We start from the raw sequence: 23,967 nt of genomic DNA, 5'->3' as shown, positions 1-23,967 counted from the left end.
AAATGCATGTCTCGGGAAAGGTTAGCGTAAATGTCTTTAAATAAGAATCAAAAAGCTAAAGGCTGGAGCCATCTGGCGACTATTTTATCCCATGAAGGCAGGAAGAAACCCACTAGTGACGGTAATTTTGTCAATGATCCCTTGACGCGCGGATCAACGGTCCTCTTCCCCACGATAGAAGCTCTTAACGCCAATGAATCACGCCGTTATGATCATGAGCTGACCTATGGTGCCATGGGCAATAGTAATCAGTTTACGCTTGAGAGATTGATTGCCAGAATAGAAGGAGGAACGCAGACCCAGCTTGTGGGATCCGGGCTTCTGGCCTGCACATTTGCCTTGCAGGTTTTTCTCAAGGCCGGCGATCATCTTCTCTTGCCGGATTCTGTTTATGGACCGACACGACGCTTTGCGCTTAGAACACTGTCACGTTTTGGTATTGAAACCGGTTTTTATCCTCCTCTGAGCTCAGAGGAAGAGCTGAAACGTCACGTAAAACCCAACACGACCGTTATCTTTGCCGAAAGCCCGGGCAGCCATACCTTTGAGGTGCAGGATATCCCGATGATTGCACGGATAGCGCATGAAAATGGAGCAAAGCTTCTTCTCGATAATACGTGGGGAATAGGGGCTTTCAGTCCGTTTGAGCATGGAGTAGACGTATCCATTCAGGCTTTGACGAAATATCCTGCTGGCCATTCGGATATCATTCTTGGTGCGATTACAGTGGCAAATGACCAGGATTGGAAACGCTTGCGTGATGAAGCCATCTTTATGGGGCTTTGCGCCAGTCCTGATGATTGCTGGCTAACCTTGAGAGGGATCAGAACCATGGCCTTGAGGCTGGAAGCACAGTCCCAGAAAGCATTGGAGCTTGCAAAATGGCTCAAAACCCGTCCTGAAATTGCACGTGTGCGTCACCCTGCCTTGCCTGACTGTCCCGGTCATGAGTTCTGGGCGAGAGATTTTACAGGGGCAGCAGGTGTTTTTGGTGTCGAGCTGCACTCTGATATTTCGTCAGAAGCGATGGAAAACATGCTGAATGAACTGGAATATTTCGGGATAGGGGCAAGCTGGGGTGGCTATGAAAGTCTGGTTCTGCCAACTCAGGGAACCATTACACGCACTTATAAAAATGGCGTGTCATCCAACCCGGCGTTCCGTCTCCAGATCGGACTGGAAGATTACGAAGATCTGCGAAAAGACCTCGAAAAAGGACTGAATTATTTAAGAAATGATAAAAAGAATTAAGAGCCTCTGAGGCGGTAGCTTAACGCCTCAGCAATATCCTGACGCCTGACTGACGGAGCGGCAGCCAGATCAGCAATTGTGCGGGCTACACGAAAAAGTCGCGTAATCCCGCGATTGGAAAGGCGCATCTTTTCGGCAGCCTGTTCTGCCAGGAGCTGTGCCTCTTCGTTAAGATCAAAATTTTCAGGAGAGGCAAGAGCATTGCACATATTTTGCCTCTTTAATTGCCGTTCTCTGGCCTTGCACACACGTTCCCTTACAACCGCACTACATTCCCCTTTGGGAGCGCGGCTGATTTCAAGAGGGGAAAGAGGCTTGATTTCCACGCGTAAATCTATGCGGTCAAGCATGGGGCCTGAAATGCGGGACCCATATTCACTGGCACAGCGTGGTGCTTTATGGCAGGCACGTTCGCTGTCGCCCAGATAGCCGCAACGGCAAGGATTCATGGCAGCTATAAATTGAAACCGGGCAGGGTAGGTCGCATGTCGTGCAGCCCTTGCGATGGAAACGCTTCCTGTTTCAAGAGGTTGTCGCAGAGATTCCAGGCAGGAGCGGGAAAATTCAGGAAGCTCATCGAGAAAAAGAACTCCATTATGAGCCAGACTAACTTCCCCTGGTCTGGCTTTTGCGCCCCCACCAATGAGCGCAGGAAGACTGGCACTGTGATGTGGCGCCCGGTAGGGAGGGCGGATGACGAGCCTACCGGCTTCCAGTAACCCGCTGATACTATGGATCTGGCTGGTCTCAAGCATTTCCTCTCGGGTAAGGTCAGGAAGGATCCCCGGGAGGCGACTGGCCAACATGGACTTCCCCGCTCCGGGAGGGCCGCTCATTAAAAGGGAATGACCGCCAGCTGCCGCAATTTCCAGAACACGCCTCCCGACCTGCATGCCTTTGACGTCAGCTAGATCAGGCCCATAATCGGGCTCATAACCTGTTGGTTCAGGAACAGGGGAGAGAATCTGCTCGCCTCTGAAATGGGCTAGAAGTGCGAGCAGGCTATCCGCTGCCAGAATACTGATATCAGGGTGTCCCCACCGCGCCTCAACGCCTTGTGCCTGTGGGCAGATCAGGCCGAGATCAAGAATAGCGGCCCCAAGGGCGGCACATAAAACACCATTGACAGGATTGAGCTTTCCATCAAGGGAAACCTCGCCAATTGCGGCATAATCAATGATGCTTTCTGAAGGGATGACTCCCATGGCAACAAGAAGTCCCAATGCAATGGGAACGTCAAAATGAGCCCCTTCCTTGGGAAGATCAGCAGGCGTCAGGTTAACAAGAATTCTTTTGGCTGGCAGGGCCAGCCCCATTGCGGCCAGTGCTGCCCTGACACGCTCCCTTGCTTCTCCCACAGCCTTGTCGGCCATGCCAACGACCAGAAAAGAGGGAAGCCCCGTTGATATCTGGACTTCAACGGTTACTGGAACAGCCTCTATCCCGGAAAAAGCAAAGCTCTGAATCCGGGCGAGACTGGGAGAGGGGGCTCCAGAGTTCATTGTCTCTCAGCAGGTAACAGCCCGGATAAGGCGTGTACGCAGTGTCCCCTCCAAATTGCGGAGCTTCTCAAGAATTGCCTGTTCAATTTCAGACTTATTCTGCCCATCATAGGCTTCAGCTTCCACGACAACGTAACCGATTTCACCATCAGTCTGAAGGAACTGGGCCGTAACGTTACAGGCGGCCTGTGCAAAAATATCGTTGATGTGGCTTAATGTGCCGGGCCGGTTTGTATGGACATGCATAAAGCGCATCCCACCAGGGCGTTCCGCCAGCTGGACTTCGGGGAAGTTGACGGCTCCCAGGGTCGACCCGACGTCTGAATAGTCAACAAGCTTCCGTGCGACTTCAACGCCGATGCGTTCCTGTGCTTCAATGGTAGAGCCGCCAATATGGGGTGTGAGAATGACATTCTCCAACCCCTGCAGAGGAGAGACGAATTTTTCCTGGGCGCTTTTGGGTTCTACCGGAAAAACGTCAACAGCAGCTCCCATAAGATGTCCGTCTTTCAAGGCCCGTGCAAGAGCGTCAACGTCAACAACATTACCGCGTGCGTTATTGAGCAGGATGCTGTTTGGTTTCATAGCCCTGATTTCGGCTTCACCAATCAGATTATTGGTTCCCGGTGTTTGTGGGACGTGCAGCGTAACAATGTCCGATTGTGCGAGGAGCTCTTCCAGGCTGGCAACAGCAACGGCATTTCCATGAGGAAGGCGGGGCACAATGTCATAATAAATGACGCGCAGGCCAAAAGATTCAGCCAGGACTGAAAGCTGTGAGCCGATTGAGCCATAACCGACGATACCGACGGTCTTCCCTCTGACTTCCCAGGCATTTTCAGCCGATTTCTGCCAGCCACCATTATGGCAATCAACAGAACGGGAAGGAATCCGCCGAAGCAGCATGACAATTTCGCCCATGACCAGTTCCGCCACTGACCGGGTGTTGCTGTATGGGGCATTAAAGACGGGGATAGCCCCCATGCGGGCGGCATTAAGATCAACCTGATTGGTCCCGATGCAGAAGCACCCGATCGCCATAAGCCGGTCCGCAGACTCAATGACCTCCCTGGTTAATTGGGTGCGGCTGCGAATACCCACCATATGGACACCTTTAAGGGCCTCTTTCAGAGCCTCACCCTCAAGGGCTTTTTTCAAAAGCGTGACTTCGCTGTATCCCTGTTCATTGAGATAAGTCACAGCACTTTGGGCAATCCCTTCCAAAAGCAGGATGCGAATCTTGTTTTTGGGCAGTGAAAGTTGCTGCTCTAGGGTGGAGCTCATATGTCAGTCCGTCCTTTAAAGATGGTTCATAAGAACCTGAGGAGATCAATAACCAAATTTGTCTCGACCAGTTGGCAATAAATTAAAGGATAGTTTCAGATCAGGAAAGGGCTTTTACACAATCGCCTACCAGATCAGGATTTCCACATGCCAGGACAGAACCATCACTTTGAAGGGTCAGCTCATGACCGTTCCAATCGGTGATGCTTCCTCCAGCCCCTTTAATAACGGGGACCAGTGCGGCCCAGTCCCATGGTTTCAACGTATCTTCGGCAATGATATCAATCAGGCCGAGAGAGAGTAATCCGTAGCCATAAGCATCTCCCCCCCATGACGTACGGCTGACCTCTTTTTTGAGGCTATTAAAGCGGGGCAGATAATCGGGGCGGATAATATCGGGCGATGTGCATGAGAGCTCTGCCTCTTTCAAGGAAGCACATCGTCTTGTTCCAACACGTCCTGATAAGCGGGACGATATAAAGCGAGTCTTCTGTCCTTCCATCCCCAACCATCTTTCTTCTGTCACGGGTTGGTCGATCAGGCCGAGGACAGGAGTCCCTTTATGGAACAGGGCAATCAGCGTGCAGAAACTGGGGCGCCCTGTTACAAAAGAGCGGGTTCCATCAATAGGGTCCAGAATCCAGAGCCATTCTGCTGACAGGTCTCCTTCCTGTCCTGTTTCTTCCCCCAGAATACTATGATGAGGGAAGGCCTTATGAAGGATGGCGCGCATTGCCTGTTCAGCGTCACGGTCCGCTTTTGTAACCGGACTGTCATCGCCTTTGGATTCAATGGCTAGATTCGTTCTGAAATAAGGGGTAACACATTTTTTCGCAGCTTCTGCACATTCTATGGCAATGGCCGCCAGATAATCAGGATCATGGTGTTTCATAAGAAAAGCCTGTTCATTGATGATGTTTATGAGCGTCTCTGGCGCAGTTACGGTCTCAAGAAGGGTTTATGCGTCCTGTTATTGTGATTCCAAGCAGACTGGCCTCAACACGTCTCCCGCGCAAGGCTTTGGTTGATATTAATGGTTTGCCCATGATTGAGCACGTTCTCAGGCGTGCCCTTGAGGCTGATCTGGGGCCTGTTATTCTTGCCGCGGGTGATCGTGAAATTATTGAAGCCGTTGCCCATATCAGAGACGTTACGGCCGTCCTGACAGATCCGTCCCTGCCAAGTGGATCAGACCGGGTCTGGGCAGCCCTGGAAGAGTGTGACCCTTCACATCATCATGACGTTGTTATCAATCTTCAGGGTGATCTTCCTTTTATGAATCCCGGTGATTTATCAAAGGTTTTAAAGCCATTGGAAGATGAACGCATTTCCTTAGGGACTTTGGTGGCTCCCATTACGGAGCCTGAAGAGAGGCGTGAGGCTTCAGTTGTAAAAGTGGCCTGCGCGTTTTCTGACCAATCTGATGTTGCACGGGCACTTTATTTTTCCCGTCAGGTTGTGCCATGGGGAGAGGGGGATTTGTGGCATCACGTGGGGCTCTATGCCTGGCGCCGGAAAGCCCTTGCACGTTTTGTGATATTGCCTCCCTCATTGCTGGAGCAAAGAGAAAAGCTTGAGCAATTGCGCGCCCTGGAGGATGGTATGATGATTGGATGTTGCGCCATAGACAAAGCACCGATCGGCGTTGATGTGGAAAAGGATCTGATGATGGCAAGAAAGACAGCCTCATGCCTGTAATTGCATTTCAAGGGCGCCCTGGTGCCTATTCTGACCTCGCCTGTCGTTCTGCGCGTCCTGGTTGGCAAACCCTTCCTTGCCGAACCTTTCTGGAAACAATAGAGGCTGTTAAACAGGAGGACGCGCAGGAGGCCCTGTTACCTTGCGAGAATTCGCTTGCCGGACGTGTGCCGGAAATTCACACTCTGCTTCCTGAATCAGGCTTGAAAATTATTGGTGAGCATTTTCAACGCGTTGAGCATGCTTTGCTTGGGGTTAAGGGTGCAACCATGGCCGATATAAAATCTGTCCACACGCATCCTGTCGCTCTGGGGCAGATAAGGGTCTTTGTAAAGAAACATCACTTACAGCCGGTGGCAGAATTCGATACAGCTGGCGCGGCTGAACTGGTTGCCTCCTGGAACAGGAAAGAGGACGCGGCTGTTGCCTCCACTCTGGCAGCAGAGCTTTACGGTCTGACGGTTCTGCAAGAAAATATTGAAGATGCGGCTCATAATACAACGCGTTTTTATCGTGTAGCCCGTCAGGATGAGCAGGCAGAGAGTGATATCAGCCAGACCGAACTGTCTGATTGTATGACAACCTTGCTGATTCAGGTTCCCAACAAGCCGGGCGCTCTTCTGAAAGCACTGGAATGTTTTTATGAGGAGGGGATCAACATGACCCGTCTTGAAAGCTACATGCTCGATGGCTCGTTTACAGCAACGCAATTTCTGATGGATATTGAGGGGGCGCCTCTTCAGGAAAATACCGGGAAAGCTCTCAAAAAGCTGAAAGAGCTCTGTGCTGATTTGCGCATTTTAGGCGTTTACCCTCGTAGCTCTTTACGAGAGAAACTTGTATAAACTGGAATCTCTCCTCCTGGAAATCAGATCAAGATACGAAAATAAGGCCAGACAATTATGGGACAGACAATTAATGATATTTACCGTGGTTCCTTCACGGCTCTGGCAACGCCATTCAAAAAAGATGGGAGCCTTGACGGGGCTGCCTATACCCGTCTGATCGAACGTCAGATTGAAGGGGGAACGACTGGCCTCATTCCGGCCGGGACAACCGGTGAGAGCCCGACCCTTTCTCACCAGGAACATGGCCAGATCATTGAACAATGCGTTAAAATAGCGAACGGACGCGTTAAAGTGATGGCAGGCGCCGGGTCCAACAGCACGAGCGAAGCTGTTGCAATGGCAAAACATGCGGAGTCTGTTGGAGCAGATTCACTGCTTGTTGTCGTCCCTTATTATAATAAGCCGACACAGGAAGGGCTTTATCGGCACTTTATGTCGATTGCTGATGCTGTTTCGATTCCCTTGTGGCTCTATTGTATCCCTGGCCGGTCCGTTGTTGATCTGACACCTCAGACTGTTGAGCGTCTTGCACAACATCCCAATATTGTCGGGACAAAAGATGCGACGGCGAATCTCTCACGTCCCATCGAGGTAAGAAGGCTTGCTGGAGAGACCTTTAATCAGCTTTCAGGTGAGGATAATACGGTTATCTCATTTCTGGCAGCGGGAGGGCATGGCTGTATCAGTGTGACGTCCAATGTTGTCCCTCATCTTTGTGCAGATATGCATCTGGCCTGGCAGGAAGGACGGGTGCAGGACGCAATTGATATTCAGGACCGTTTGACGCCCTTGCATAATGCCATGTTTGTCGAGGCAAATCCCGGCCCGGTAAAATATGCGCTGTCGCGTCTGGGGCTCTGTGAACCGGTCCTTCGTCTGCCTCTATGTGAGCCAACTGAAGCGACACAAAGACAGGTTGATGAAGCTCTGAGAAATCTGGACCTTCTTGATTAAGAGAGATCTATGACGAATAAAAAAACAAAAGGAGGTATGGTCTCTCATGGGGTTGTCGCCCAGAACCGCAAAGCGCGCTTTAATTATGCCATTAAAGAGACACTGGAAGCAGGAATTGTCCTGAAAGGACCCGAGGTTAAAAGCCTCCGATTGGGAAGAGCGACATTATCTGAGGCTTATGCTTCTGAACGCAATGGCGAGCTGTGGCTTTTGAATGCCTATATCCCTGAATATCAGGGAGGGGTTTTGTCACGTTTTGAAACGCGCGCTCCGCGGAAATTGCTCGTACATAAAAAGCAGGCCAACCAGCTGATCGGGGCTATCACGAAAGATGGTGCCTCATTGGTCCCGTTGGATATTCATTTTAATGATCGCGGACTGGCCAAGGTCACTTTGGGGCTGGGGACAGGGAAGAAGAAAGAAGATAAACGCCACGCGATCGCAGAACGCGACTGGCAGCGGGACAAAGCCCGTTTAATGCGCAGCAAAGGTCGCGATTACGGATAGGTCTGGTAACAATTGTTCTGATCATAAAATCAGCTAAAAAAAAGACCCCTTGGACGACTGACATCCAAGGGGTCTTTTTTAAAAGTCTCAGGCAGAGAAACGATCAGGCGAGAGAAAGCTCAACAGCTTCCGGGCCTTTATTGCCCTGAACAACTTTCATGTTCGTGATCTGACCTTCTGTCAGAGCATTCAGCCCTGAACGACCGAGAGCAGAAGCATGGACGAAGACATCTTTGCTTCCATTTTCCGGCGTGATGAAGCCAAAGCCTTTTGTCGCATTATACCATTTGACAGTGCCGCGCATTTCTTCTGCGTTGCTCATGTCAGGAGCAGGGTAGGAGCGATCCTGGCGTGGCTGGCTTGAACGAGGAGGAGGAGCAAGCTCAGCTGTGCTTGTGTCGACAGATAGCACTTCTGCCACCTGGCGGCCTTTTGGTCCCTGTCCGATCCGGACGACGAGTGTCGTACCAGGGGCAGGTGCCGTATGGCCGCTGTCAGTCAGTGTATTGGCATGAAGGAACACGTCTCCGCTTCCATCACTCAGGCCAACAAAACCGAAGCCTCTTTCTGTGTTGAACCATTTAACGGTTGCACCAATTTCTGGTCCCATAGGAGTTACAGGGGCGCTTGGTCCACGGCTATTGTTGCCAAAGCGGCGAGGGCCATTGCTACCACCACGTGGTGCGCCGTATCCTCCCCGATCGTCAAAATAGGAGGGCTGGCTCGTAAAATCGCGGTCAAATCCGCCGCGGCGGGGAGCATAGGAGCCGCGGTCCGTTCTATTATTTCTCAACTGTTTCGTCCCGGATACTGGGTCATAAAAGGCACAAAACGAAAAAGATTCGTTCTGCATTTTGTTTTTGTTTCAGAAAGCCCGTGAGCTTTTCCGAAATTCACACTAGCACGCTTTTTTCTTTCGTCACTATCTAAATTGAAAAAACGCGGTAATAGCACGATAAATTTTTCTTTATCAGGTAAAGAAACTCTTTAGATGTCGCGACGAAATTTTTAAGAATCTGATAATAAATTCATAATCTATTCATATAAACTCAGCCTGATCTCAGAACTCTCTCCGGATTTGCACGGTCAAAAAGGTGTACAAGGGCTGTTTGTTCCGGCTTTAATTTATCATGTTCTTGCCATTTTTTTGCCATTATCTTGGTAACCTGCTGATTCATGGCGTCGATTATTAAAGGCAGACTTATTTCATTGGCCAGCCTGAATCCTGGTAGGCCTGATTGTCTGTTTCCGGCCAGATCGCCCCCGCCCCTGATAAGGAAGTCCTGATCGGCAATCATGAAACCATTGTCTGTTTCCCGCAATAAACCAAGGCGTTTTCGTGCTGTGAAAGAGAGTTCATGTTTATGGAGAAGCAGGCAGAATGATGATTCGCTCCCGCGCCCGATACGCCCTCTCAGCTGATGGAGTTGGGCAAGCCCGAAACGTTCTGCCTCTTCAATAACCATGATTGTGGCATTGGGGATATCGACTCCAACCTCAATGACTGTTGTTGCGACCAGAAGGCGGGTTTTCCCTTCTTTAAAATCAGAAAGGGCGGTTTGTCTCGTGGCACTATCCTGCTTGCCGTGTGCCAGCCCGACTAAAGGACCAAACCGCTTTGTCAACATGGCCCACCGGTCTTCTGCGGCGGCAGCGCTCTGGGTCTCACTATTTTCTATAAGCGGGCAAACCCAGAAAATTTGTTTTCCCTGGTCAAGGCTGCGCTGAATTGCGTCCAGAATCTCGTCCAGTCGGTCCATATCGTGCAGTGTTGTGCGGATTGGCAGGCGGTTGGCAGGTTTTTCCTTTAGAAAGGAGACCCCCATTTTACCCCATTCCGCAAGAAGCATCGTCCGTGGAATAGGGGTGGCTGTCATAACAAGGAGATCTGTCTGTTCCCCCTTATTGCCGAATTTCAGGCGTTGCTCCACGCCAAAACGATGTTGTTCATCAATAATTGCCAGTCCAAGATCGGCAAATTCAACCCCTTCCTGAAAAAGGGCATGTGTGCCAACGGATATTTTTGCCTCACCTGACCTGATGTGATTCAGAATTTTCTTGCGTTCATTACCTTTGATGGCGCCACTGAGGAAAACAGACGGAACGGGGCATAAACGTGATATTGTCTCATAATGCTGGCGCGCAAGGATCTCAGTAGGGGCCATAAGAGCAGCCTGCACGCCGGATTCAACGGCCTGCAGCATGGCCATCATGGCAACGAATGTTTTTCCTGATCCTACGTCGCCTTGAAGAAGGCGTACCATAGGGTGCAGGGCGGCCATATCCTCACTGATTTCAGCAATGGCCTTTTCCTGAGACCTGGTGGGGGTATAGCCAAAGCGTTTTCTGAGTTCCTGCTGGTGGGAGCCGTCTCCTCTGAAGGAGCGTCCTTTTTCCTTTTGCAGAGACTCTCTTGCCAGGCTGATACAAAGCTGGTCGGCAAGAATCTCATCAGCGGTCAGCCTCATGCGTGCCTTTTCAAGTGAGGCCGTAAAATCCCCCTCATCCTTCAAAAGGGAAGGATCATGCAGGATTGTCAGGGCTTCTTTAAAGCGGGGCCAGTTTTTCTCAGTGATTAAGGCAGGGTCATGCCATTCCGGCAGGTCGGGGACTAAAGAGAGAGCGGCTTTCATGGCCCGTTTGACGGTTGAAGGATAAAGCCCCGCGGTTAAAGGCCATATAGGCTCGATTTGAGGGAAAGAGAAACGCTTCTCCCATGGGAGAAAATAATCCGGTTGAGAGATTACCGGCCTGTTCTGATAGAAGCTGATTTTCCCTGATAGGATCATCTCTGTACCGGGCTCCGGTAAGGTGATGCCCTTTTTTTGGAACAAGGCAACCTCCAGCCGCCCGGTCTCATCTTCTACATGGATGGTAACGGGTTGGGTCGGGCGTTGTGGGCGCCTGATACTGATCATTGTGACACGAGCCGTAAAAAGACTGCCTGGTTCACTATAGGATGCGTCACTGACCGATGAGAGTTTCCGGCGGTCTATATATCGTTCCGGCACCGTGAGAAGCAGGTCGATGATTTTCTTGCCACCGCTGATCTTGCTTAAAAGTCCAGCATGATAGGGGCCGATTCCCTTTAACGAAGTCAAAGGGGCCAGGAGAGGCTCTATCAAGGCAGGGAGCGAAGAAACAGACATGAAAAATGAGGAACGACAACTCTCTTGAGGCTGACAAAAAGATCAGCAAAGTTATATGATAATGTGAGTGCGCTCAGGACACTAGTAAGAGAGTGTATCTTTCTGTCGGGTTAATGATTTTTCACAACAGGGCTTTGATTAATGGTGCAAGAGAACAGGTTTATGGCTTCATTCGGTCCAACCGTGTGGGGAGTTCCTGATGGAAGTGTCGCTTTTCTCTTAAGACATCGTTTATCCGAGCATTCCGGGCCCTTACTGCACGTTGCACGTCATGAGTCCGACCTTGCGGCTTTGGGTGATATGCTGGAATGGCTTATGCCTGAGGTTGAAATACTGCGTTTCCCGCCGTGGGACTGCCTGCCATATGATCGCGTGTCACCCAATATTGCCCTTATGGCAGAACGGGCCGCTACGTTAAGCCGTTTACTCGAACCGCTGCCTTCTACGGGGCGTATTGTCCTGACGACGATCAATGCCCTTGTCCAACGTGTGCCGCCTTGCAAAAGTTTTCAGGGGCAGTCGCTTTCCGTCAAGGTGGGAGAAAGTCTTGATGCCTCATATCTGATCGACCTTCTGATCGGGCGGGGATATAGCCGCGTTGATACGGTGATGGATCGAGGAGAGTTCGCAACCCGGGGCGGTATTTTTGACCTTTTCCCTGCAGATGCGCAGGACCCTGTAAGACTCGATTTCTTCGGTGATGAAGTGGAGCATATCCGTCATTTTGATGTGACGACCCAACGTTCCACCCGAGAGCTGACATTATTTACCCTCGGGCCTGTTTCTGAATATTCCCTTGATAAGGAAAGTATCAGCCGTTTTAAAAACGGATGGCGTGACAGTTTTGGTGTTGGCGCTTTGCAGGACGTTCTTTATCAACAGATTATAGAGGGTCGAAGAGCGGCAGGGGCGGAACATTACCTCCCTTTATTTCATGAGGGTGATGGTGCTCATATGGGCACCTTGTTTGATTATCTCCCCAATGTCGCGGTCAGTTTTGAGCGCGACGCTCCTGAAATGCTGAAAGCCCGTTTTGAAATGATCGCAGATCATTATCAGGCCAGGTTAAGCGCTGTTCGGGAAGGAGAATTACCCTATAGACCTCTACCTCCCCACCGTTTTTATCTTGATCAAAACGGGTGGGAAAGTGTGTTGGCCTCTATCCCGACAATGCAGCTCAGTCCTTTTGCAAAACCGGATGGACAGGAAGGATTTGATATCGGCTATCGGCCAGCTCCGGTTTTTGCCAGTCTGGGCGGGGCAGCAAAAGAGAAAGTTTTTGATGTTTTTGCCGAGCAGGTGAAAAACTGGGCCCAGGAGGGGAAACGTACATACATTATGGCATGGAGCCGTGGATCGCGGGAGCGATTGGCTCATATGCTCAGTGAATATCAGCTGGATACGCAACTTTTTGACGATTGGTCACATGCGGCGGGAATGTCCCGTCAGCATCTTGGCATGATCGTCCTTCCCCTTGAACGTGGGTTTGTTACCGATCGCCAGGCCTTTGTTTCAGAGCAGGATATTCTGGGAGAGCGCCTGGCGCGGCCGCCACGCCGTAAGCGCAAGACGGGTGATTTTATTACCCAGATTGGCGAGATTGTTGAAAATGACCTTGTCGTGCATGAGGATTATGGAATCGGGCGCTATGTTGGTCTTGAAACGGTTAAGGAAGATCTCGTTGCCCATGATTATCTCTCCATTCTGTATGACGGTGAACAAAGGCTTTTACTGCCAGTAGAAAATATTGATCTTTTGAGCCGTTTCGGTTCCGAGGGAGACGGTGTGCCACTGGACCGGCTGGGAGGGGCGTCCTGGCAGAACCGCAAGGCCAAAATGAAAGCTCGCCTGCGTGAAATGGCAGGAGAGCTTATTCGCACGGCTGCGGCAAGAGCCATGAAGGAAGCACCTGCGATGGCTCCTGTAGAAGGATGGTGGGACGAGTTTTGTGCGAGCTTTCCTTATATCGAGACAGAAGATCAATCGCGTGCCATTGCCGATGTTCTTGAAGATATGAGCAGTGGACGTCCTATGGACCGCCTGGTCTGTGGGGATGTTGGTTTCGGAAAAACCGAAGTGGCTCTTCGGGCTGCTTTTGTTGCAGCCCTTTCAGGGATGCAGGTGGCAGTCATTGTCCCGACGACCTTATTGGCCCGACAGCATTATCTGAGTTTTACAAAACGTTTTGAGGGGCTTCCTGTCAAGATAGCCCAGCTTTCCCGCCTGGTAACTGCCCGGGAAGCCTCAAAGGTAAAAGAGGGGCTGGCTAATGGGGAGATCGATATTGTCATCGGCACACATGCCTTGCTGGCCAAGTCAATTTCCTTCAGCCGTCTTGGATTGCTGATTATCGATGAGGAGCAGCATTTCGGGGTGGCTCATAAAGAGAAGCTGAAAACGCTGCGTGAAGACGTGCATGTTCTCACCCTTTCAGCCACACCTTTGCCGCGCACATTGCAGTTGTCCCTATCAGGTGTCAGGGAAATGAGCCTGATTGCCACGCCGCCGACAGATCGTCTTGCCGTCAGAACATTTATCACGCCTTTTGATCGTGTCATGATTCACGAAGCAATACAGCGTGAACGTTTCAGGGGGGGGCAGATTTTCTGCGTTGTGCCACGCCTTTCCGATATGGGCCCCATGGCAGAACGTTTGAAGGATATCGTGCCGGATGCCCGCATTGCCGAGGCTCATGGCCGCCTGACACCGACTGAACTTGAAAAGGTGATGACGGAATTTTCTGACGGGAAATATGACATTCTGCTTTCAACCAATATTGTTGAAAGTGGCCTTGATATGCCGGGTGTTAATACCATTATCATTCACAGGGCAGATCGGTTCGGCCTCGGGCAGCTTTATCAGTTACGCGGGCGCGTAGGCCGTGGGAAACAGCGTGGCTATGCGTATCTGACCTGGCCACAGACGCAGCCTCTTTCAGCCAATTCAGTCAAGCGTCTGGAAATCATGCAGACACTGGAATCCCTGGGGGCCGGATTTATTCTGGCTTCTCATGACTTGGATATGAGAGGGGCGGGCAACCTTCTGGGAGAAGAGCAATCAGGCCATATTAAGGAAGTCGGTATAGAACTTTATCAGCAGATGCTTCAGGAGGCGGTGATTGATCTGCGGAAAGAGAGAGGGAAATCCCACGCTTTAGAAGAAAAATGGTCTCCGGTGATTTCTCTCGGTCTGCCCGTCCTGTTGCCTGAAACCTACGTTCAGGATCTTTCTGTCCGGTTAGGGCTGTACCGCCGCATCGCAACGTTGAAAGATGAGAGTGAACTTGAAGCCATGCGGGTGGAGCTGGTTGACCGTTTTGGCCCATTACCGCAGGAAGTGCAGAACCTTCTTGAGATTGTCCTGTTAAAGAAACTCTGTCTGGAAGCAGGGGTAGAGCGCGTTGAAACAGGACCGAAGGGAATGGTCATCCAGTTTCGTAATAATCAGTTTGCCAATCCTGAAGGTTTGTTACGCTGGATTGATCGTAACCAGAAAGCCGGCGTTAAAATACGCTCAGATCATAAATTGGCGATGGTGAGGGAAATGAAAAACGCCGTGAGAATTTCTCTTGCCAAAAAGGTTCTGACGTCTCTGTGCAAATTAGTACAGAAGGTAGAAGCCGCTGAGACATAAGATCGAAATCGGTGTGTGGAGGGGAGTGCCGTTATAAGCGCCACTCCCTTATTATTCCTGAATGGGATTCCTATGCGCCCGCTGTGGCTAGATAGGCATCTGAAGCCGAGCCGAACATTTCGTAGCGTATCTGGGAATCAGGGAGGTTACGGGCTTTCAGAAGTTTTATGATGTCCCGCATGAAATCGTCAGGTCCGCAGATGTAATAAATTGCGTCCTGGTTAAGTTGGCTTTCCAGCCAATCTGGCGAAATACGTCCTTTATGGAATGTGATGTGCGGCGTGCTCTCAGGTTTCTCGCCCGTTGTGTAAAATAAATCTGCGGTAATTTGTCCCTTTTGAGCCAGTTCTTTAATATGATCGGAGAAAATATCACTCTCTTCGTTATGAGCCCCGTGGACGTAACGAATGGGAGGATGGGCCTTTTGAGCCAGAAGTGTGTCCATCATGGAAATCATAGGCGTCAGCCCGACACCAGCGCTTATGAAAATAACCGGTTTCTCGGACGTTTCATCTAAATAAAAATCCCCTGCTGGTGCTGAGACGTCAAGGATCGTTCCTTCGGGGCAGGCGCGATGGAGCCAGTTTGAGACAAGACCGTCATCGTGGCGTTTTACGGTGATCTGATAATGATCGTTAGCCGGTTTTGAAGAAATCGTATAGTTACGGCGCTGTGTCCCATGTTCCGGGATGTTGAGTTTAAAACTGAGATATTGACCGGCTTTATGGTGCATGACGGGTTTTCCATCCTCAGGGACCAGAGTAAAAGACGTCACTTCAGGAGTTTCATCATGCCGATGGGCCACTTTAAACCGGCGCCATCCTTTCCAGCCGCCGGGAAGGTCTTCATGAGCCTGGTAAATTTCGGCCTCACGGTTAATTAAAACATCTGCCAGAAAATTATAGGCCTCAGTCCAGGCGGTCATGACCTCTGGAGTCGCCGCATCCCCCAAGACATGAGCGATTGCACCGAGAAGAGCCTTTCCTACAAAAGGATAATGTCTGGGAAGGATATTAAGCCCGACATGTTTTTCAGCAATACGTTCGAGCATCGCTTTGAGATCGCCGGGGTTATCAATGTGACGGGCATAGGCCAGAACGGCGAGAGCCAATGCTTTGGGCTGCTCGCCATCTTTCTGGTGAGACATATTAAAAAGATCTCGGATTTCTTCGTCCGCTAACAAGCGCTTATACATTTCATGAGTAATATCAAGGCCTTTTTCCTGTAAGGCCGGGACGCAGGCTTTAACGATTCCACGTGTCTGAGCAGAGAGAAGGTGACTCATTTACGACTCCAAAGGTTCATATTTTATCTATCTTTGAGGATCGTTTTGCTGCCAGGTTTTGTCAATGCATAAATGCACGGGAGCTGATAATGTGATAATGTGCCGGTAATTGATAATAAGAACGAAAAGGGGAGGAGTGTGCGCTTAACCTTGCATACAGATTATGCTCTGCGTGCGTTGATTTATATGGCCGTGCAGAATGATCGCCTTGTTTCGATCAGGGAAATTTCAGATATGTATGAAATTTCCGAAAGTCATATGATCAAAGTCGTTCATCGTCTGGGGAAAGGTGGATTTATAAAAACAGTCCGCGGGAATCGGGGTGGGATCTGTCTTGCACATGCTCCAGAAGAAATTCGTATCGGGGAAGTCATCCGTTATACTGAAGATGACATCGCAGTGGTCGCCTGTATGAGTGAGGACCCTAAAAAACAGAACTGTCTTCTGTTGCCGGGGTGCGGGCTGAAAAGCGTCATGGGCAAGGCTCAGAAGGCTTTTTTATCTGTTTTCGACACACTCTCTCTTGCAGATGTCGTGACACCTGTTGAGCGTTTGAAAATCAAAAAGGCTGAAGAGAGACGGCTCGAAGCGCAAAAAACTACGGCCGTCCCTTAAAGCCTATAGCCACGACGTAGAGCTCGCTTGATTCCTTGCGCGATGAGGGGGGTTTTACGTGTTTGATCGTCGCAAAATTCTGCTTCATGGTATCGAGCATATTTTTTTCAGAGCCGCCCTGAAAAACTTTGGCGATAAAGACGCCTTTATCCGCCAGAATCTGCAAAGCGAAATCCAGCGCATTTTCGGCCAGAGCCATAATCCTTAAATGATCAGTCGCGGCATGGCCTGTCGTATTGGGGGCCATATCAGACATGACGATATCAGCACGTCCACCAAGCATGGTTTGCAAGATTTCCGGCATGTCGGGGTCCATGAAATCACCGACGATAATTTCCGCGCCCGGAACAGGGTCAACAGGTAAAAGATCAACACCGATAATCTTGTCTGCCCCTCTTTTAAGGGCGACTTGTGTCCATCCTCCCGGTGCGGCACCGAGATCAACAATTTTGCTGTCAGGTTGGATCAGATGGAAACGATCATCAATTTCGATCAACTTGAAAGCCGCTCTGGAGCGCCATCCCTGCTGCCGTGCTGCTGCTACATAAGGGTCATTAAGCTGCCTATTCAGCCACCTTTGCTGAGAAGGGGTTTTTTTGCGAGCCGTTTTGAGCTTCTCAGTTTTGGTTCTGAGTGTGCGAGAGGCTTCAGCATCCTCCGTGCTCAAACGTCTGCCGGGGGTTGCTGATTGCTTGAGAGGCTTTCCTGCGATACGTGTTTTCGCCGAAGACGGTTTTGATTTCATAGTGGAAAAGCCAAGGCCCCTGAACTTACAGACTGGCCAGAATTAAGCTTGAAAGCACATTTCTGGCGAAAGCGTGGTGAATTATGTTCCCGTGCCATACGCATAACCATGCCATCACGCAACCCCCTGTCCGCTATGGTGATGGAGTCTATCGGCCACATGGATTGAATAGCCTCATAAATGGCGCAACCGGCAAGAACAAGCGACGAACGGCCATAACCGATACAGGGGTGGTTTTCCAAAGCTGACCGGGACATTGTTTTTATTTTGCTGATTGCCCGGCTGATCGCTTCAGAGCTTAAAATAGTGCCATCAAGCCGGCAGCGATCATAATGCTCCAGATTCATGGCGACACCGGCAATCGTCGTGATCGTTCCTGAAAGACCAATCAATCGGACATTACGACGGGCAACTTCACGTTTGATGCAATAAATTTTTTCAAAATTTTCCAATTTGCTGCGGATAAACTTAAAGGCAGCCTGATATGATTCTTTAGGGGTAAGGTGGGCAAAGAGCTCACTCAGGCTCACGATCCCCTGTTTCAGACTTGTCATGCCAGCGAGATAATGTTTTTGCGATAAAATATCGGTTCTCACCCAGGAAAGTTCGGTCGAGCCCCCGCCAATATCGAAGATCAAGGCACGTTCAGTCTCATTTTCCTTTAGGGAGGATGAAAGCAGTGGGCGGCAGCTTTCAAGAGCAAGCTCTGCCTCTTCGCGGTCTGAGATAATCTGAATCTTCAAACCTGTTTCTGCATAGACCCGGTCGAGAAATTCGCGTGAATTTTCGGCACGACGGCAGACTTCTGTTGTAATGGCGTAAATGGAAGAAACGGGCCAGTATTTTATCTTTCTGGCAAAAAGACGCAGACTTCCCAGCGTCCGTTCAATCGCCTGTTCATCAAGCCTTCCAGTAAGACTGACTTTCTCACCAAGCAGAACAGATGAGCTGAATCGCTCTATGATCCTGAATTTTCCACGAAAATTTTTCACAATAAGCAAGCGACAACTTGTCGTTCCCAGATCAATTGCGGCGTAATAGCGTGGTTGTTCTGAAGTCAGTTTCAGGGCTTCATTGTCTGATAGGGAGACGTTTTTATGCGCTCTTTTCTGCGACTTATAGCGCATTTTCATGATGTCTCTCCTTTCTGGAATGATGAATGAAATTGCCTTTACCCGATCATTTTAGCGCAATTTTAGAGATATAAGTTAAATTTTTTCGAATAACCCTCTTGTCATAGAGGCAAGATGCCGTTAGAAGACCGCTTAACCGCTTGGGAGATAGTTTAGCGGTAGAACTACCGGCTCTGACCCGGTCAGCCCTGGTTCGAATCCAGGTCTCCCAGCCAGATAATCTTCAAATTATAAATACGTTACCCCCTCAGGGGAAGAGATACTGTTCTTTCCAGGACAGGCGTAGATATTTGTCTTTCAAAATAGTGTATATATTTCTGATATAGTCATCACTATGTAAATTTTTACGGGCAGACGGCAGAAATATGCTTTCTTTTATGAATTCTTCTTCCCATGGAAGAGAGAATTACGCTATGTAGCCTTGCCAACAGCCGGAGCGGCTATGTGGCCCTCCGGATTCTGAAGATAAATAGTGCTTATGAATGTGCGGGGGCGGCCTATGACTAATTTCCTGAATAATAATCCACTTTATGGTCGTATCCGTGATGCGCTGGCCTTTGATGATGTTCTCGTTGAACCGGCAGCCTCCTCTGTTTTGCCTGCACAGGTTTGTGTCACTACCAGACTGACGCGTAAAATTCAGCTTAACATCCCTCTCTTATCTTCAGCTATGGATACGGTGACTGAAGAAGCCATGGCGATTGCCATGGCTCAGCAGGGTGGTCTAGGCGTTATTCATAAAAATCTCAGCATTGAGGAACAGGCAGAGCAGGTTCGCAGAGTAAAGCGCTTTGAATCAGGAATGGTCGTCAATCCCGTGACAGTCGGGCCGGAACAGACGCTTGAAGAAGTTCATGCGATTATGGCAAAGCACAGAATTTCCGGCCTGCCGGTCGTTGAAGCTGATGGCCGCCTCGTTGGTATTCTGACCAATCGTGATATGCGCTTTGCAACAGACCGTTCAACGCGCGTGCGGGACCTCATGACCTCCGATAATCTGGTGACCATCATGCATGGAGCCCCTGCTGATCAGGCGCGCGATCTTCTGCATAAACACCGTATTGAAAAACTGCTTGTGGTCGATAAGGCAGGTCGTTGTGTCGGGCTGATTACCGTAAAGGATATGGATAAAGCGATTGCCCATCCTCTGGCCGTTAAGGATCAGAGAGGCAGCCTTCTTTGTGCTGCGGCCATCGGTGTGGGAGAAGACGGTCTCAAAAGAGCGAAGGAACTGGTCGGGGCGGGGATTGATGTCCTCGTTGTCGATACGGCTCATGGCCATTCCCAGGGTGTCCTGAAAACGGTCGCTCATTTGCGGGAGCAGTATCATGACGTTCAGATTATCGCAGGTAATGTTGCAACACCGGAGGCAGCACAGGCCCTGATTGAAGCCGGCGCTGATTGTATCAAAATCGGGATTGGTCCAGGATCCATCTGCACAACGCGTATTGTTGCCGGGGTTGGCGTTCCTCAATTCTCTGCTGTTCTTGAAACGGCTGCGGCCTGTCATGAAAAGGATATTTCCGCCATTGCTGATGGTGGGATCAGAACGTCAGGTGACATCGTCAAGGCCATTGGTGCCGGGGCTGATGTTGTGATGGTGGGCTCTCTCCTGGCAGGCTGTGAAGAAAGCCCTGGCGAGACATTCCTGCATCAGGGTCGGACGTATAAAGCCTATCGTGGCATGGGCTCCCTCGGAGCTATGGCTCGCGGGTCAGCAGACCGCTATTTCCAGGCAGAGGTCAGTGACAGCCTGAAACTTGTGCCGGAAGGAATCGAGGGACAGGTGCCTTATCGTGGTGCCATGGCCGCTGTGATTCACCAACTTGTTGGCGGCCTGCGTGCGGGGATGGGCTATACAGGGTCCGCAACTATTTCTGAGCTTCAGCAAAAAGTACAGTTCCGCCGTATTACCAATGCAGGGCTGAGAGAAAGCCACGTTCATGACGTAACAATTACTCGTGAAGCACCTAATTATCGCTTTGAGTGAGGCTTTACTCTTTTCATACACCCTTGAAATAGGGTAGGCGAAGGGGCATGACCCCTTCTGCCCGTATTTCCGGGGCTATAGATCTGCTTTGTGCGATTCAGAATGCCCCTTTTCGTCCTGCTGATGCTACTGCCAATAATTTCTTTCGTGAACGCCGCTATATAGGGGGTGGTGATCGCCGCGCCATATCCACATTAGTCTGGGATGTGCTGCGTAACTGGCGCCGCCTGCATTGGCACCTCAGGGCCAGGGAAGAAGAACGGCGGAGTGATATTTCCCCAAGGCTGCTTTGTGCGGCTCAGCTGTTCTTTTCCGGGCAGGAATTAAATGTGGTCAAAGCCTTGTTCAGCGGGGAGCGTTACGCTCCTGAAGTGCTGACTGAGCGCGAATCCCTTATGCTGAAAAGCTTGCAGGGAAAAGAGCTCAGTGACGAGCGTCAATCCCGTGCTGTCCGATTTGAAGTGCCGGATTGGCTGATGCCTTATTTTGAAAAGGATTTTGGCGATCGTGTGGAAGAAGAGCTGCAGGCACTCTTGACGCTTCCTACTCTCGATCTGCGTGTTAATCTTCTTAAAGCCACAAGGGATTCCGCAAAATCCGCCCTTCGGAAAGAAGGGTTTGAAGCCATGGAGACGACATATTCTCCCTGGGGGTTGAGGCTGAAAGGCCGTCATCCGGTAACATCGACAAATGCCTTTCAAACGGGTTTGATTGAAATTCAGGATGAAGGCAGCCAGCTTATCGCTGCAGCGGTTGAGGCGAAAGCAGGGCAACGAGTGCTGGATTATTGTGCCGGAGCCGGTGGAAAAACGCTGGCACTGGCCATGACAATGGAAAATAAGGGACAGATTGTCGCCTGTGACGTTTCCAAACCAAGGCTTGAGGGTTCCATAAAGCGTTTCCGCCGGGCAGATGTCCATAATGTAACCAGACATCTGCTCGAAGAAGGCGATAAATGGGTCAAAAGGCGCGAAGGGAGCTTTGATACGGTTCTCGTTGATGCACCTTGTTCCGGAACAGGGACATGGCGCCGCAACCCTGATGCGCGTCTTCGCTTTACAGAACAGGATTTACAGGAACTGACCGTCAAACAGGCCCAGATCCTGAAAATTGCGGCAAAGCTGGTGAGGCCGGGTGGAAGGCTGGTTTATGCAACATGTTCTTTATTGTCAGCAGAAAATGACTGCCAGAAAGACCGTTTCCTGACAGGGAATGATCAGTTTACAGTGGCCAAACCGGAAGAAATGTCGGCATGGTTGCCTGAGGAGTTGAAACAGCGTGCCAGTTTTTCCCTGACGCCCGGTAAAAATGAGACAGACGGTTTTTACGTTTCTGTTTTTAAAAGAAAGTCATGATATTAATTGGCCGGATAAACCCGGCGTAACAATTTCTAAAACGTTTAGCGGTGTGCCGCTCCAGAAGGGGAAGTGCTGAGATGAATTACGATATTCTGCTTGGACTGGCGATGACTTTTGGAGCGGGTGTTCTGGCACAATGGGTGGCCTGGCGCTTTCGTCTTCCGGCTATTGTGCTCCTTTTTGGTCTGGGCCTGTTATTTGGCCCGGTTTTAGGATTGCTTCATCCTTCTGAAACGATGGGATGGGCGTTTCGCCCTTTGATCTCATTACTGGTGGCCCTCGTCGTTTTTGAAGGTGGCATGGTGCTTGATATCCGGCAGTTGCGCGAAGCCGGTGAGGGGATATCCCGCCTGACAAAAATAGCGCTTCCTGTAAACTGGGTTCTGGGAAGTCTGGCAGCGCATTATGTGGCTCATTTTGACTGGGGCACGGCATGTCTGTTCGGGGCGATTGTCGTTGTTACTGGCCCGACCGTGGTATTGCCGCTCTTGCGTCATAACAAATTACAACCCAGAGTGGCAGCATTTTTGCGCTGGGAAGCAATTGTAAATGACCCCATAGGGGCTATTCTGGCGGCCGTTATTCTGGAGATTGTGCTTTTCAAGACCGATAGCGGCATGGCGCAGTTCTTCACGCAGACGCTTCCTGATATTCTGATTGCCGGGATTGAAGCGGTCGTTGCGGGGATTTTGCCGGCCTATCTGGTGCGTTATCTCTTTACGCGTGATTTGATGCCCGAGCCCCTTAAGGTGCCGCTTCTTCTGACAATTGCTCTTCTGATTTTTCAGCTCTGCACGATTGAAATGGCAGGTGCCGGTCTGATTGCTGTCACTATTTTTGGTATGGCTGTAACAAATCTTCATATTCCTGGAGGTAATGAGTTAAAAAGAACAAAAGAGTCATTGGTCGTTTTAATCGTTTCCATTCTCTTTATTCTTCTTACGGCTGATTTACAGCGCTCAGTATTGGAAAAAGTTTCCTGGTCCATTGTTCTTTTGACTTTGGTTATGCTTCTTGTTGTCAGGCCACTTGGAATATTTATTTCCACAATCGGCGCGAATATGACATGGCAGGAACGCCTTTTTGTCGGGTGGATTGCACCACGCGGGATTGTGGCGGCCTCAGTTGCCGGTGCGATCGGGATTAAATTGACAGATGCCGGTTTTGAGTCCGGTACGCTTATTATGCCGGCTGTTTTCATGCTGATTGCAGTCACCATGATCTGCCATGGTTTCACGTTGCGGCCATTGGCCAGGCGTTTGAAACTGACATTATCAAATGAGCCTGCACTGGCCATTTTAGGGGCGAATCCCATCTCGATTGATTTAGCGGAGTGCCTGAACAAAATATCCGTGCCCGTTCTCCTGGTGGATAATCAGGCTAAGGAACTTATAACGGCTGCCGGGCGAGGAATCCCGGTTTTGAAAGCGGAACTTCTTTCGACCTATGGGCAGGTTTCTCTTGAAGAAAAGCCGGCAGATTATCTTCTGGCAATGACGGCAGACGTTATTTACGATGGTATGGTGTGCGGTCTGCTCGCCCCATCAATGGGGAGGCAAAGGGTTTTTCAGGTCAGTCCGGGTGTGGCAAAACTTGATAATTATCGTGGCTTATCACGAGATGCCCGTGGCAAGATTCTGGGAGAGCCTTCCTGGAGCTTCTCATTTTTTGAAACGCTCTATTATCGTGGCTGGAGGTTTGTTGCCAAAACTGTTGAGCAGACAGGCTATCCTTTTGGAACGGATGAAAATCGTTATGATTTGTTCCTGATCAGGCGTGGTGTGTTTATCATGATCCGCTCAGCGGAAGATAGAGATACAATTGTTCCGCAACCAGGAGACATTGTTGTCAGTTTGTCATCCAGGGACTCATGAGCCTGAAAATTATGTGATGTTACAATTTACTAGTGTCTTGTTTGCAATAAAGTGATAGAAATCAGGAACATTATACGCGAGGTGGGCTTTCTTGGTTTGATCACACTTGCAGCTTGAGTGAGGTTGCAGGTGTCTGGTAAC

At 50.1% G+C, this 23,967-nt stretch carries 18 protein-coding genes and 1 tRNA gene; 11 read left to right on the top strand and 8 right to left on the bottom strand.

Going from position 1 to position 23,967, the window contains the following annotated elements:
• The first annotated feature begins 30 nt into the window (after positions 1 to 30).
• The gene (gene metC, locus ACSYSY_RS05340; protein ID WP_491706553.1) at positions 31 to 1,251 is read left to right on the top strand and encodes a cystathionine beta-lyase; all 1,221 of its coding nucleotides are present in this window, start codon (positions 31 to 33) and stop codon (positions 1,249 to 1,251) included.
• Here the strand turns inward: metC and ACSYSY_RS05335 are convergent.
• From ACSYSY_RS05335 to ACSYSY_RS05325, 3 genes are all read right to left on the bottom strand, one after another.
• Entirely contained in the window at positions 1,248 to 2,753 is a 1,506-nt protein-coding gene (locus ACSYSY_RS05335; protein ID WP_491706552.1) for a YifB family Mg chelatase-like AAA ATPase, read from the bottom strand. The genes metC and ACSYSY_RS05335 overlap by 4 nt on opposite strands.
• 6 nt (positions 2,754 to 2,759) lie before the next feature.
• The gene (gene serA / locus ACSYSY_RS05330; RefSeq protein ID WP_491706551.1) at positions 2,760 to 4,037 is read right to left on the bottom strand and encodes a phosphoglycerate dehydrogenase; all 1,278 of its coding nucleotides are present in this window, start codon (positions 4,035 to 4,037) and stop codon (positions 2,760 to 2,762) included.
• Between the two features lie 100 nt (positions 4,038 to 4,137).
• Positions 4,138 to 4,929 carry an inositol monophosphatase family protein gene (locus tag ACSYSY_RS05325; protein ID WP_491706550.1) on the bottom strand — a complete coding sequence of 264 codons (792 nt, stop codon included), beginning with the start codon at positions 4,927 to 4,929 and terminating at the stop codon, positions 4,138 to 4,140.
• A 68-nt stretch (positions 4,930 to 4,997) separates the two neighbouring features.
• Between ACSYSY_RS05325 and ACSYSY_RS05320 the strand changes: the two genes are divergently transcribed.
• Genes ACSYSY_RS05320 through smpB form a run of 4 tightly spaced genes read left to right on the top strand, consistent with a single transcriptional unit; the run spans position 4,998 to position 8,044 of the window.
• Positions 4,998 to 5,735, top strand: coding sequence for a 3-deoxy-manno-octulosonate cytidylyltransferase (locus ACSYSY_RS05320; protein WP_491706549.1), 738 nt, complete (start codon positions 4,998 to 5,000; stop codon positions 5,733 to 5,735).
• Positions 5,726 to 6,580 (top strand): prephenate dehydratase, encoded by an 855-nt coding sequence (locus ACSYSY_RS05315; protein WP_491706548.1) that lies wholly within the window; start codon positions 5,726 to 5,728, stop codon positions 6,578 to 6,580. Before ACSYSY_RS05320 ends, ACSYSY_RS05315 begins: the two co-directional genes overlap by 10 nt.
• A gap of 57 nt (positions 6,581 to 6,637) precedes the next feature.
• Positions 6,638 to 7,537, top strand: a complete 900-nt coding sequence (gene dapA / locus ACSYSY_RS05310) for a 4-hydroxy-tetrahydrodipicolinate synthase (protein WP_491706547.1) — start codon at positions 6,638 to 6,640, stop codon at positions 7,535 to 7,537.
• Between the two features lie 9 nt (positions 7,538 to 7,546).
• On the top strand, positions 7,547 to 8,044 hold the full coding sequence (smpB, locus tag ACSYSY_RS05305; RefSeq protein WP_491706546.1) for an SsrA-binding protein SmpB: 498 nt from the start codon (positions 7,547 to 7,549) through the stop codon (positions 8,042 to 8,044).
• A 103-nt stretch (positions 8,045 to 8,147) separates the two neighbouring features.
• On the opposite strand, the gene ACSYSY_RS05300 is transcribed toward smpB, so the two are convergent.
• Positions 8,148 to 8,837 (bottom strand): cold-shock protein, encoded by a 690-nt coding sequence (locus ACSYSY_RS05300; protein ID WP_491708227.1) that lies wholly within the window; start codon positions 8,835 to 8,837, stop codon positions 8,148 to 8,150.
• 256 nt (positions 8,838 to 9,093) lie between these two features.
• Entirely contained in the window at positions 9,094 to 11,193 is a 2,100-nt protein-coding gene (recG, locus tag ACSYSY_RS05295; protein ID WP_491706545.1) for an ATP-dependent DNA helicase RecG, read from the bottom strand.
• Between the two features lie 162 nt (positions 11,194 to 11,355).
• Between recG and mfd the strand changes: the two genes are divergently transcribed.
• Positions 11,356 to 14,826, top strand: coding sequence for a transcription-repair coupling factor (gene mfd / locus ACSYSY_RS05290; RefSeq protein ID WP_491706544.1), 3,471 nt, complete (start codon positions 11,356 to 11,358; stop codon positions 14,824 to 14,826).
• 70 nt (positions 14,827 to 14,896) lie between these two features.
• Here the strand turns inward: mfd and hmpA are convergent, their stop codons facing one another.
• Positions 14,897 to 16,111, bottom strand: coding sequence for an NO-inducible flavohemoprotein (gene hmpA / locus ACSYSY_RS05285; protein ID WP_491706543.1), 1,215 nt, complete (start codon positions 16,109 to 16,111; stop codon positions 14,897 to 14,899).
• A 138-nt stretch (positions 16,112 to 16,249) separates the two neighbouring features.
• Between hmpA and ACSYSY_RS05280 the strand changes: the two genes are divergently transcribed.
• Entirely contained in the window at positions 16,250 to 16,726 is a 477-nt protein-coding gene (locus ACSYSY_RS05280) for an RrF2 family transcriptional regulator (RefSeq protein WP_491706542.1), read from the top strand.
• Here ACSYSY_RS05280 and ACSYSY_RS05275 read toward each other — a convergent pair.
• Positions 16,710 to 17,471, bottom strand: coding sequence for an RlmE family RNA methyltransferase (locus ACSYSY_RS05275; RefSeq protein ID WP_491706541.1), 762 nt, complete (start codon positions 17,469 to 17,471; stop codon positions 16,710 to 16,712). The two genes, ACSYSY_RS05280 and ACSYSY_RS05275, sit on opposite strands and share 17 nt — an antisense overlap.
• Positions 17,468 to 18,604: a Ppx/GppA phosphatase family protein gene (locus tag ACSYSY_RS05270; protein ID WP_491706540.1), complete on the bottom strand. Its 1,137-nt coding sequence runs from the start codon at positions 18,602 to 18,604 to the stop codon at positions 17,468 to 17,470. Before ACSYSY_RS05270 ends, ACSYSY_RS05275 begins: the two co-directional genes overlap by 4 nt.
• Positions 18,605 to 18,745: 141 nt before the next feature.
• Here ACSYSY_RS05270 and ACSYSY_RS05265 point away from each other — a divergent pair.
• The 4 genes from ACSYSY_RS05265 (at position 18,746) to ACSYSY_RS05250 (ending at position 23,826) form a co-directional block, all read left to right on the top strand.
• Positions 18,746 to 18,819 (top strand) — tRNA-Gln (locus tag ACSYSY_RS05265).
• Between the two features lie 284 nt (positions 18,820 to 19,103).
• On the top strand, positions 19,104 to 20,594 hold the full coding sequence (gene guaB, locus ACSYSY_RS05260) for an IMP dehydrogenase (RefSeq protein WP_491706539.1): 1,491 nt from the start codon (positions 19,104 to 19,106) through the stop codon (positions 20,592 to 20,594).
• 47 nt (positions 20,595 to 20,641) lie between these two features.
• The gene (locus ACSYSY_RS05255) at positions 20,642 to 21,949 is read left to right on the top strand and encodes an RsmB/NOP family class I SAM-dependent RNA methyltransferase (protein ID WP_491706538.1); all 1,308 of its coding nucleotides are present in this window, start codon (positions 20,642 to 20,644) and stop codon (positions 21,947 to 21,949) included.
• Between the two features lie 80 nt (positions 21,950 to 22,029).
• Positions 22,030 to 23,826, top strand: a complete 1,797-nt coding sequence (locus ACSYSY_RS05250) for a cation:proton antiporter (RefSeq protein ID WP_491706537.1) — start codon at positions 22,030 to 22,032, stop codon at positions 23,824 to 23,826.
• Positions 23,827 to 23,967 lie beyond the last annotated feature (141 nt).

This window comes from Aristophania sp. ESL1100 (assembly GCF_058511235.1).
This window is presented reverse-complemented; position numbering and strand designations above follow the sequence as displayed.

What these genes read in the sequence shown, in the direction of transcription:
- dapA (WP_491706547.1), top strand. Translation starts at nt 6,638, where the DNA reads ATGGGACAGACAATTAATGATATTTACCGTGGTTCCTTCACGGCTCTG.
- metC (WP_491706553.1), top strand. Translation starts at nt 31, where the DNA reads ATGTCTTTAAATAAGAATCAAAAAGCTAAAGGCTGGAGCCATCTGGCG.
- recG (WP_491706545.1), bottom strand. Translation starts at nt 11,193, where the DNA reads ATGTCTGTTTCTTCGCTCCCTGCCTTGATAGAGCCTCTCCTGGCCCCT.
- ACSYSY_RS05335 (WP_491706552.1), bottom strand. Translation starts at nt 2,753, where the DNA reads ATGAACTCTGGAGCCCCCTCTCCCAGTCTCGCCCGGATTCAGAGCTTT.
- mfd (WP_491706544.1), top strand. Translation starts at nt 11,356, where the DNA reads ATGGCTTCATTCGGTCCAACCGTGTGGGGAGTTCCTGATGGAAGTGTC.
- serA (WP_491706551.1), bottom strand. Translation starts at nt 4,037, where the DNA reads ATGAGCTCCACCCTAGAGCAGCAACTTTCACTGCCCAAAAACAAGATT.
- hmpA (WP_491706543.1), bottom strand. Translation starts at nt 16,111, where the DNA reads ATGAGTCACCTTCTCTCTGCTCAGACACGTGGAATCGTTAAAGCCTGC.
- ACSYSY_RS05325 (WP_491706550.1), bottom strand. Translation starts at nt 4,929, where the DNA reads ATGAAACACCATGATCCTGATTATCTGGCGGCCATTGCCATAGAATGT.
- ACSYSY_RS05315 (WP_491706548.1), top strand. Translation starts at nt 5,726, where the DNA reads ATGCCTGTAATTGCATTTCAAGGGCGCCCTGGTGCCTATTCTGACCTC.
- ACSYSY_RS05250 (WP_491706537.1), top strand. Translation starts at nt 22,030, where the DNA reads ATGAATTACGATATTCTGCTTGGACTGGCGATGACTTTTGGAGCGGGT.
- guaB (WP_491706539.1), top strand. Translation starts at nt 19,104, where the DNA reads ATGACTAATTTCCTGAATAATAATCCACTTTATGGTCGTATCCGTGAT.
- ACSYSY_RS05320 (WP_491706549.1), top strand. Translation starts at nt 4,998, where the DNA reads ATGCGTCCTGTTATTGTGATTCCAAGCAGACTGGCCTCAACACGTCTC.
- ACSYSY_RS05270 (WP_491706540.1), bottom strand. Translation starts at nt 18,604, where the DNA reads ATGAAAATGCGCTATAAGTCGCAGAAAAGAGCGCATAAAAACGTCTCC.
- ACSYSY_RS05255 (WP_491706538.1), top strand. Translation starts at nt 20,642, where the DNA reads ATGACCCCTTCTGCCCGTATTTCCGGGGCTATAGATCTGCTTTGTGCG.
- smpB (WP_491706546.1), top strand. Translation starts at nt 7,547, where the DNA reads ATGACGAATAAAAAAACAAAAGGAGGTATGGTCTCTCATGGGGTTGTC.
- ACSYSY_RS05275 (WP_491706541.1), bottom strand. Translation starts at nt 17,471, where the DNA reads ATGAAATCAAAACCGTCTTCGGCGAAAACACGTATCGCAGGAAAGCCT.